Source organism: Bacillus sp. 1735sda2 (genome assembly GCF_024159245.1).
In the GTDB taxonomy this organism is placed as follows: Bacteria; Bacillota; Bacilli; order Bacillales; family Bacillaceae; genus Bacillus; species Bacillus pumilus_O.
This window is the reverse complement of record NZ_JAMYWZ010000001.1, coordinates 4,026,653-4,035,936: the sequence shown is the minus strand read 5'-3', so window position 1 is coordinate 4,035,936 and position 9,284 is coordinate 4,026,653. Positions and strand designations below refer to the sequence as shown.

The 9,284-nt window shown below is 38.6% G+C and carries 9 protein-coding genes; all 9 read left to right on the top strand.

Annotated elements, in window-relative coordinates:
- The first annotated feature begins 620 nt into the window (after positions 1-620).
- The gene (rpmH, locus tag NKR21_RS21025; protein ID WP_008360908.1) at positions 621-755 is read left to right on the top strand and encodes a 50S ribosomal protein L34; all 135 of its coding nucleotides are present in this window, start codon (positions 621-623) and stop codon (positions 753-755) included.
- Between the two features lie 78 nt (positions 756-833).
- Entirely contained in the window at positions 834-1,193 is a 360-nt protein-coding gene (rnpA, locus tag NKR21_RS21020) for a ribonuclease P protein component (RefSeq protein ID WP_003214983.1), read from the top strand.
- Positions 1,194-1,351: 158 nt separating this feature from the next.
- On the top strand, positions 1,352-2,134 hold the full coding sequence (spoIIIJ, locus tag NKR21_RS21015; RefSeq protein WP_095117972.1) for a YidC family membrane integrase SpoIIIJ: 783 nt from the start codon (positions 1,352-1,354) through the stop codon (positions 2,132-2,134).
- Complete coding sequence (jag, locus tag NKR21_RS21010; RefSeq protein WP_012011922.1) at positions 2,131-2,754, top strand: RNA-binding cell elongation regulator Jag/EloR; 624 nt, start codon at positions 2,131-2,133, stop codon at positions 2,752-2,754. Before spoIIIJ ends, jag begins: the two co-directional genes overlap by 4 nt.
- Before the next feature lie 403 nt (positions 2,755-3,157).
- Complete coding sequence (gene mnmE, locus NKR21_RS21005) at positions 3,158-4,537, top strand: tRNA uridine-5-carboxymethylaminomethyl(34) synthesis GTPase MnmE (protein ID WP_144457386.1); 1,380 nt, start codon at positions 3,158-3,160, stop codon at positions 4,535-4,537.
- 17 nt (positions 4,538-4,554) lie between these two features.
- The gene (gene mnmG / locus NKR21_RS21000; RefSeq protein WP_144457384.1) at positions 4,555-6,441 is read left to right on the top strand and encodes a tRNA uridine-5-carboxymethylaminomethyl(34) synthesis enzyme MnmG; all 1,887 of its coding nucleotides are present in this window, start codon (positions 4,555-4,557) and stop codon (positions 6,439-6,441) included.
- Between the two features lie 13 nt (positions 6,442-6,454).
- Positions 6,455-7,174: a 16S rRNA (guanine(527)-N(7))-methyltransferase RsmG gene (rsmG, locus tag NKR21_RS20995; RefSeq protein ID WP_144457382.1), complete on the top strand. Its 720-nt coding sequence runs from the start codon at positions 6,455-6,457 to the stop codon at positions 7,172-7,174.
- 105 nt (positions 7,175-7,279) lie between these two features.
- Positions 7,280-8,155, top strand: coding sequence for a nucleoid occlusion protein (noc, locus tag NKR21_RS20990; protein ID WP_034660661.1), 876 nt, complete (start codon positions 7,280-7,282; stop codon positions 8,153-8,155).
- 118 nt (positions 8,156-8,273) lie between these two features.
- Positions 8,274-9,098: an orthopoxovirus pf05708 family protein gene (locus NKR21_RS20985; RefSeq protein ID WP_144457380.1), complete on the top strand. Its 825-nt coding sequence runs from the start codon at positions 8,274-8,276 to the stop codon at positions 9,096-9,098.
- Positions 9,099-9,284: the final 186 nt, after the last annotated feature.

Sequence of the window (9,284 nt, the reverse complement as noted above, 5' to 3'; positions counted from 1 at the left end):
AAGGCTTCTCCCCCCTCCTTTTCTTTTTAAAATGACCAGTATCAAACTGTTATAGAACACGAAAAAGAGCAAATGGTCATCACCATTCGTGCACATACATTGTTGAAAACAAATAATATAGTAGAAAAACGTCTTTTCGACAAATCACACAGTCTGTGGATAAACAATTCAACAAGCTGTGTAATATCTTTCCACAGGTTGTCCACAATTTGTGGATAACATAAATAGGTCAGATAAGTAATTAAGAGTTAAAACACAAATATAATATCAAAATAAACAAGATGGCGCAATGGGTGTCACAAACTTATCCACACACTTTACATCCTGTTGAAAAATAATTATCCACATCAGTTATTTGTGTGAAAAAAATGTCGATAATGAATGTGGATAGTCTAAATATGCCGAAAACATATCCACATCCTTGTTTTGGAGACCTTTTAGCAGGAAAAAGAGAAGAAAATGTTAGAAACTAAAAAAGAAGGTTTCTTCGTTTGATAAATTATGTTATGCTTATAAGGTTGATAATAAGAGTTTTATCATTGATATTGACAATCGATGGGTTACACAAATATAATGAGTTAGACTGTCTTAAACAGCTATTCCTCAGGGAGGTGTCATACATGAAAAGAACGTTTCAACCAAATAACCGTAAGCGTAGTAAAGTTCATGGCTTCCGCAGCCGTATGAGTTCTAAGAACGGACGTCTAGTTTTAAAGCGACGCCGCAGCAAAGGTAGAAAAAAATTATCAGCTTAGGCCACTGAATAATGTCAGTGGTCTTTTTTACATAAAATCGTAAATGAACTGTCAGTTTTTATCGGAGTGGAAGAAAACATGAAGAAGCGAAACAGGCTAAAAAAAAATGAAGAGTTTCAAAAAGTGTTTAAAAAAGGTCAATCGATGGCGAATCGTCAATTCGTTATTTACCAGCTGGATCAACCAAATCAAGATGAACTGCGTTTAGGATTGTCTGTGAGTAAGAAGATTGGTAATGCAGTGATGAGAAATCGAATTAAACGACTGATCCGTCAGGTGTTTTTAGAGGAAGGTCATAAGTTAAAGCAAGAAAAAGACTACATTGTCATTGCGAGAAAACCAGCAAGTGAATTGACCTTTGAAGAAACAAAGAAGTCTCTCCAACATTTATTTAGAAAATCCGCTGTTTATCAACAACAACCGAAAAAGTCTTCGTAATAGAAACTTTCGTTGAATCAATTTTTAAAAGCGCTTCCTTCATCTAGTGAATTAAAATGAAACCACCACTTTGTAATGAAAAAATGTTACCATACTGATTAGGTGAGTCACTTTCGTAATCAATTCCAACTTAAATAAAGTTTGAAATAATGGGAGGAATCTTGTTGAAAAGGCGATTATTACTAATATTTAGCTTGATTGGCGCATTGGTTCTATTGGCAGGATGTACACAAATTAATGAACCAATCACATCAGATAGTAAGGGATTCTGGAACTCTTATATTGTTTACCCGCTATCTCAATTAATCACGTACATGGCAAATTTGACTGGTGAAAACTACGGAGTTGCGATTATTATTGTGACACTGTTAATCCGCTTGCTCATTTTACCATTAATGATTAAGCAGTTAAGAAGTACAAAAGCAATGCAAGCATTGCAGCCTGAATTGAAAAAGCTTCGTGAAAAATATAGCTCTAAAGACCAAAAAACTCAGCAGCAGCTTCAGCAGGAAACAATGGCTCTTTTCCAAAAAAATGGCGTCAATCCATTAGCCGGATGTTTCCCGATTTTAATTCAGATGCCAATCCTAATCGGATTCTATCATGCGATTATGAGAACAGCTGAAATTAAAAAGCATACTTTCTTATGGTTTGACTTAGGCAGTCCAGATCCATTATTCCTATTACCGATCATTGCGGGGGTAGCTACTTTCATTCAGCAAAAACTGATGATGGCTGGAAATCCTTCGGACAACCCTCAAATGGCGATCATGTTATGGGTTATGCCGATTATGATCATTGTATTTGCTATTAGTTTCCCAGCAGCACTTTCATTGTACTGGGTTGTAGGTAACATTTTCATGATCATCCAAACATTAGTGATTAAAACTCCTCAAGTAAAATTAGATACAAAAGAAAAAGCTGGCGGGAATAAAAAATGAAGGAAATAACTGCTGTCGGTCGCACAATCGAAGAAGCAGTAGATTCCGGACTTAAACAAATTCAGCTTCTAAAAGAAGAAGTAGACATCACAATTGTGGATGAAGGAAATAAAGGGTTTTTAGGATTATTTGGTAAAAGACAAGCTGTAGTCAAATTGGTAGAAAAGAGAAATGCTCTTAAATTAGCTACACAATATTTAGATAATATTGTTAAATCCATTGATCCTAAAGCGAAGATTGTGTCCAAACAGGAGCCGAAAAAGATTTCTTTCCACATTGATGGAGATAAAACGTCATTAATGATTGGAAAAAGAGGACAAACTTTGTACTCTTTAGAAACTTTGGTACAGTTAGTGTTTAATCGCTATTCTGATCAGTATCATCATATTACCATTGATATTGGAGATTATAGGAAGAAGCGACAAGAAGCACTTGAACAATATGCCGTCAAGACGGCAAACAAAGTTTTAAAAACGAAGAGAAAAGTTCACTTAGAACCAATGCCTTCGAACGAACGAAAAGTAATTCATGATACGATCGCTACTTTTTCTAAAGAACTAGCAACGGCATCGGAAGATACAGGTAGTAAGCGTCATGTAGTGGTGCTGTATAAAAAATAACAGAAAGACTAGAATTCAGCAAAGCTGGATTTTAGTCTTTTTTTATTGAAAAATTGTGTTTCTATAGAAGAATCATCCTTTATTTCTAAAAAGTTAGGGTGTAAGTTGAGTCGAAAATGCCATTTTTACAAGTAAACAAAGGCATCGGGGCGTTTAAATTTATCGGGTTTCGGTGTAAGATGTGAAGATAAGTTTAGAACGTCGTTATTCACATGTGGATAAGTTAAGTGTTAAAATAGATAGGATGCAAAGCTGTGGATAATTGGATAGAGGATACTTTCACTTCGCTTTCATTTATGGTATCTTTAAATTTTGGATTAAGCGTTTTTGATATAGAGATGGACAATGTCCATTTAATAGATAAAAGACTGTCTATTAAAGTAGAGAAAGAGGTGATTGAGCGATGGATACAATTGCAGCCATTTCGACACCGATGGGTGAAGGAGCAATTGCGATTATTCGTTTAAGTGGGCCTGAAGCGGTGCAGATCGCTGATAGGATGTATAAAGGACCTAAGGAGAAAAAACTTGTATCAGTGGATTCTCATACCATCCATTATGGTCATATTGTGGATGCAAGAACTGATCAAGTAATAGAAGAGGTCATGGTGTCAGTACTTCGAGCGCCAAAAACATTTACGAGAGAAGACGTTATTGAGATTAACTGCCATGGCGGAATTGTAACGGTCAATAAAGTATTGCAGCTTGCTTTAAGAGAAGGAGCAAGATTAGCGGAGCCAGGTGAGTTCACAAAGCGTGCTTTCTTAAATGGAAGAATAGATCTATCGCAAGCAGAGGCTGTCATGGACTTGATTCGGGCAAAGACGGATCGGGCGATGAATGTAGCGATCACTCAAATGGAGGGACGTCTCTCCGGTTTGGTTCAGCGACTGCGCGGCGAGATCCTAGAAACACTGGCGCATATTGAAGTCAATATTGACTACCCTGAGTATGACGATGTTGAAGAAATGACACATCGCGTCTTAGTGGAAAAAGCGACATCGGTCAAAAAAGAAATTGAGTCGCTACTCTCGACTTCTCAGCAAGGGAAAATCCTCCGTGAGGGCTTATCCACTGTCATTATAGGAAGGCCGAATGTTGGAAAATCTTCTTTGCTAAATAGCCTTGTACAGGAAACAAAGGCCATTGTCACAGATATTCCTGGAACTACGAGAGACGTTATTGAGGAATATGTGAATGTACGAGGCGTACCTCTCCGTCTAGTCGATACTGCGGGTATACGTGAGACAGAGGACATTGTTGAGCGTATAGGGGTTGAACGATCTAGACAGGTCTTAAAAGAAGCTGACTTGATTTTACTTGTGCTCAATTATAGCGAAGAATTATCGGAAGAAGATATTAAACTTTTTGAGGCTGTCTCAGGTATGGATATCATCGTGATTGTGAATAAGACAGACCTTGAGCCTAAGCTTGATGTAGAAAAGGTCAAGCAGTTAGCAAAGGATCGTCCGGTGGTCACTACATCATTATTACAAGAAAAGGGCATTGATGAGCTTGAAATGTCAATTCAATCACTGTTCTTCACTGGATCAATTGAAAGTGGAGATTTAACGTATGTAAGTAATACAAGGCATATTGCTCTTCTTCAGGCAGCAAAACAATCAATTGAAGATGCTCTTGAAGGAATTGAAATGGATGTACCAATCGACATTGTTCAAATAGATTTAACACGCTGCTGGGAACAGCTCGGTGAAATTATAGGAGATGCTGTTCATGAAAGCTTGATTGATCAGTTATTCTCTCAATTCTGTTTAGGAAAGTAAAGGGAGGAACATAAGAAATGGGTTATGAAGCTGGCAATTATGACGTCATCGTCGTGGGTGCCGGTCATGCTGGGGTTGAGGCTGCTCTTGCTTCTGCAAGACAGGGCGCTAAAACACTTGTATTGACTATCAACCTCGATATGGTTGCTTTTATGCCATGTAATCCGTCCGTAGGCGGTCCTGCAAAAGGGATTGTCGTTAGAGAAATTGATGCACTGGGCGGAGAAATGGCACGAAATATAGATAAGACGCATATTCAAATGCGCATGCTGAATACGGGGAAAGGACCTGCTGTTCGTGCTTTAAGAGCGCAAGCAGACAAGTTCCAATATCAGCATGAAATGAAAAAAACAATGGAAAATGAACCGAACCTGACAATGCTGCAAGGTATGGTGGATCATTTAATTGTAGAAGATGATGAATGTAAAGGTGTTGTTACACAAACAGGGGCAAACTATCGTGCGAAGTCTGTTGTATTAACGACGGGAACTTTCTTAAAAGGTCGCATTATTTTAGGGGATCTATCGTATTCAAGTGGTCCTAATAACCAGCAGCCATCTATCAAATTATCGGATCACCTAGCATATTTAGGATTCGATTTGGTTCGCTTTAAAACAGGAACACCTCCTCGAGTGAATAGTCACTCGATTGACTATAGTAAAACAGAAATTCAACCAGGTGATGACGTTCCGCGGGCGTTTTCCTATGAAACGGTTGAATATATTACAGACCAACTCCCATGCTGGTTAACATATACAAGTTTAGAAACACATCAAATTATTGATGAGAATCTTCACCGTTCTCCAATGTATTCAGGTATGATTAAAGGAACTGGTCCTAGATACTGCCCTTCCATTGAAGACAAAGTGGTTCGTTTCAATGACAAACCGAGACATCAAATTTTCTTAGAGCCAGAAGGTCGTAATACGCAGGAAGTGTATGTTCAAGGATTATCTACAAGTCTTCCAGAGGATGTACAGCAGCGCATGCTTTCTACCATCCCTGGGCTCGAAAATGTCCAAATGATGAGAGCGGGTTATGCCATTGAGTATGATGCAATTGTGCCTACTCAGTTGTGGCCTACACTCGAGACGAAGAAAATTTCTGGATTATATACAGCTGGCCAAATTAATGGTACGTCTGGCTATGAGGAAGCAGCAGGTCAAGGAATTATGGCAGGTATTAATGCAGGAAGAAAAGCATTGGGTAAAGAAGAAGTCATTTTAAGCCGATCTGATGCATATATCGGTGTTCTCATTGATGATCTTGTCACAAAGGGAACAAATGAACCTTACCGTCTTTTAACATCCCGTGCAGAGTATCGTTTGCTTCTTCGTCATGACAATGCGGATTTAAGATTAACTGAACTTGGCTATCATATTGGATTAATATCTCAAGAAAGATTCCAAGCATTCCAGCAGAAAAAAGAAGCCATTGAAGCAGAGAAAAAACGTTTATATTCAGTCATCATCAAACCTACAGCTGAGACACAAGAGTTTATTCGTTCACTTGGTGGAAGTGAGCTGAAGGACGGTATTCGTGCTAGTGATTTGATGAAGCGTCCAGAAATGAACTATGAATCAGTTGTGAGGTTAGCTCCTGCTGAAACACCGCTTCCTTCTGATGTGTGTGAGCAGGTAGAGATTCAAATTAAATACGAAGGTTATATCGAAAAGTCACTCCAACAAGTTGAAAAGCTGAAAAAGATGGAGAACAAAAAGATTCCTGATCGTATTGATTATGATGCCATCAAAGGAATTGCAACTGAAGCGAAACAAAAGTTGAAAGAAGTCCGACCGCTTTCTGTTGCACAGGCTTCTCGTATTTCAGGCGTTAACCCTGCTGATATTTCTATCCTTTTAGTATATTTAGAGCAGGGACGTATTGCGAAGATAGCAGAATAGAAAGGATGTCGGCATGAACATTGAACAATTTACAGCAGCACTAGAGGAGAAAGGGATCACTCTTTCTCCTGTGCAGCTTGAACAATTTGAAACTTACTTCCGCATGCTTGTAGAATGGAACGAGAAAATGAATTTGACGTCCATTACTGAAAAGGAAGAAGTGTATTTAAAGCATTTTTATGATTCCATTTCCGCATCATTTTTCATTGATTTTCACAAAGTGACGACGATTTGCGATATTGGAGCTGGTGCTGGTTTCCCGAGCATTCCTCTTAAAATTTGCTTCCCTCATCTACATGTGACCATTGTTGATTCTCTTCAGAAACGAATTACGTTTCTTAATGAGTTAGCAAAAGGGTTAAACTTACAAGATACTACTTTTTATCATGATCGTGCGGAGACGTTTGGACAACGTAAGGAAAAGCGTGAAAGCTATGATCTTGTCACTGCTAGAGCAGTTGCGCGTTTATCTGTCTTGAGCGAACTATGTCTCCCCCTTGTAAAAAAGGAAGGGCTGTTTGTGGCATTAAAAGCATCTGCTGCTGATGAAGAAATGCAAGCAGGGAAGAAAGCCGTTACTGTCCTTGGAGGAGAGGTTGTTGAAAAGCATTCCTTTGTTCTTCCTTTAGAAGAAAGCGAACGGAACATTATTGTCATTAAAAAGAAAAAGCAAACACCAAAAAAATATCCTAGAAAACCAGGAACACCTAATAAATCACCAATAGAAGGTTGATCATGTAAAAGGTCGGTTTTTCTTCAATATTTAAGATTTTACAGAAGGAAAAAACATGAGAAAATAGAATTATAAAAAGGTAGTTTTTAAAGGTGGTGTAGGTTCATGAAGCATTCACTCTCACGCTTCTTCGGGCTTGGTGACAAAGAACATCCTGAGCGTGAAACCGAAATAGAGGCAGAGATTGCTGAGCATGATACATTAAAGGAAGAGATACAGGAGCTCCCGGTTGACACAATTATGCCAAACCGTTTTCAGCCACGCACCATTTTTTCAGAAGAAAAGATACATGAGCTGGCCACGACGATTCATACCCATGGCATTATTCAACCTATTGTCGTCAGACCGACAGAAGAAGAAGGAAAATATGAACTGATCGCCGGTGAAAGACGATGGAGAGCGGTACAGACTCTTCAATGGGAGAAAATCCCCGCTATTATAAAAGATTTTACTGATACGGAAACGGCATCTGTCGCATTGATTGAAAATTTGCAAAGAGAAGAGCTGTCTGCTATTGAAGAGGCTCATGCCTATGCACGTCTTTTAGAGCTTCATGATTTAACACAGGAAGCGCTTGCTCAGCGTTTAGGTAAGGGACAATCTACTGTTGCAAACAAACTTAGACTTTTAAAGTTGCCTGAAGAGGTACAACAAGCCATTTTAGAGAAAAAAATCTCTGAAAGGCATGCACGTTCACTTGTACCCCTAAAGCTTCCAGAATTACAAATCGCACTCTTGCAGGAAATCATCGAAAAGCAGCTGAATGTAAAACAGACTGAAGAGCGTGTAGTGAAAATGCTTGAACAAAAAACAGATCGCAAACCGAAGCCAAAACGTAAGGCGTTTAGTCGTGATACACGAATTGCGATGAATACCATTCGTCAGTCTCTCCATATGGTAGAAGACAGCGGGCTTAAAATAAATACCGAGGAAGAAGAATTTGAGGAATATATCCAATTAACAATTCGGATTCCTAAATAGAAAAAAGCTGATGAGAGCCACTCGTCAGCTTTTTTTATTGATTCTACATTATATTTACTTATTATTCATAAATTGGTAGAATATGATTTTCGTAGAGGGAAGGAGGTGACATAACTCGATGAAAATGAAAAAGATGCATCTTGTTATTATTTGTTATTTACTGTTTTCTTTTTCTCTTTTTACAAATGAAACAACCATATTTGCTGTGAACTCGCCAACGGTTGCTCCAGATGAAAGCCCACTGACCAAAAAAGAACTGAACGTTCTGAAGAAACAAGGTGTTGTTTCAAAAGAGATCACGTTAGATCAATTAAATCATGAACATGAGTCTCAGGATGACACAATTGACTTGATTTCAGCTGGCGATCATTTGAAAGATTATGGCTTACAACAAAACAAGCAGGATGAGTTTGTGACGGATGAAAAGCCTCACACCATCAAGCACCTTTTAGGAAGGCCGTATCCTGGTACCAATATTATGCCTAAAAAAGGGGATATCTTGGTGACAAACACTGATGCTGTGAAGGGTATCGTTGGACATGCAGGTATCGTCATTAATGAGGAAAGTTTTGCTTATATTCCCTGGTTTCGACAGCATCCTCAGCTTGATTCCATTCTTAACTGGTTTCGCTATAATGCCAACACAAAGGTCATTCGGATTAATCAAAAGGAAACAGCAGACCTGGCAGGGGAATGGGCGCGCGATTATGTGAAAGCTCATCCAACCGCTCGATACTCCATCACTATGTCCATTCAATCACTGGACCCGACCTATTGTTCAAAGATTGTGTGGCAGGCCTATGCCAAAACAGGCGATGCTGTAGGTCATGCGACATTTACCATTAAGACACCCTATGGATTCTTAAAAAAGAGAAGCTACAAAACGGTGACCCCTAAGATCATTGTGAACGAAGGCCGTACAATCGGTGGATTACAATTTTGATAGATGCCCTCACTTTTGATGCAAGTGAGGATTTTTTATGTTGATTTTTTTCTTTAATAGTTATATTGATATATTTTTTACTGTGTTTAAATTCGTTTTTTCATGTGCGAAAATAGACATTTGCCGACGAATATATAATGGAGAAACAAAAAAAGCAAACGTTTCATACTTTTTTTGATAGAATAG

Bases quoted from the DNA above. Each gene is read 5' to 3' on its own strand.
- rpmH (WP_008360908.1), top strand. From the start codon at position 621: ATGAAAAGAACGTTTCAACCAAATAACCGTAAGCGTAGTAAAGTTCAT.
- rnpA (WP_003214983.1), top strand. From the start codon at position 834: ATGAAGAAGCGAAACAGGCTAAAAAAAAATGAAGAGTTTCAAAAAGTG.
- jag (WP_012011922.1), top strand. From the start codon at position 2,131: ATGAAGGAAATAACTGCTGTCGGTCGCACAATCGAAGAAGCAGTAGAT.
- mnmE (WP_144457386.1), top strand. From the start codon at position 3,158: ATGGATACAATTGCAGCCATTTCGACACCGATGGGTGAAGGAGCAATT.
- mnmG (WP_144457384.1), top strand. From the start codon at position 4,555: ATGGGTTATGAAGCTGGCAATTATGACGTCATCGTCGTGGGTGCCGGT.
- rsmG (WP_144457382.1), top strand. From the start codon at position 6,455: ATGAACATTGAACAATTTACAGCAGCACTAGAGGAGAAAGGGATCACT.
- noc (WP_034660661.1), top strand. From the start codon at position 7,280: ATGAAGCATTCACTCTCACGCTTCTTCGGGCTTGGTGACAAAGAACAT.
- NKR21_RS20985 (WP_144457380.1), top strand. From the start codon at position 8,274: ATGAAAATGAAAAAGATGCATCTTGTTATTATTTGTTATTTACTGTTT.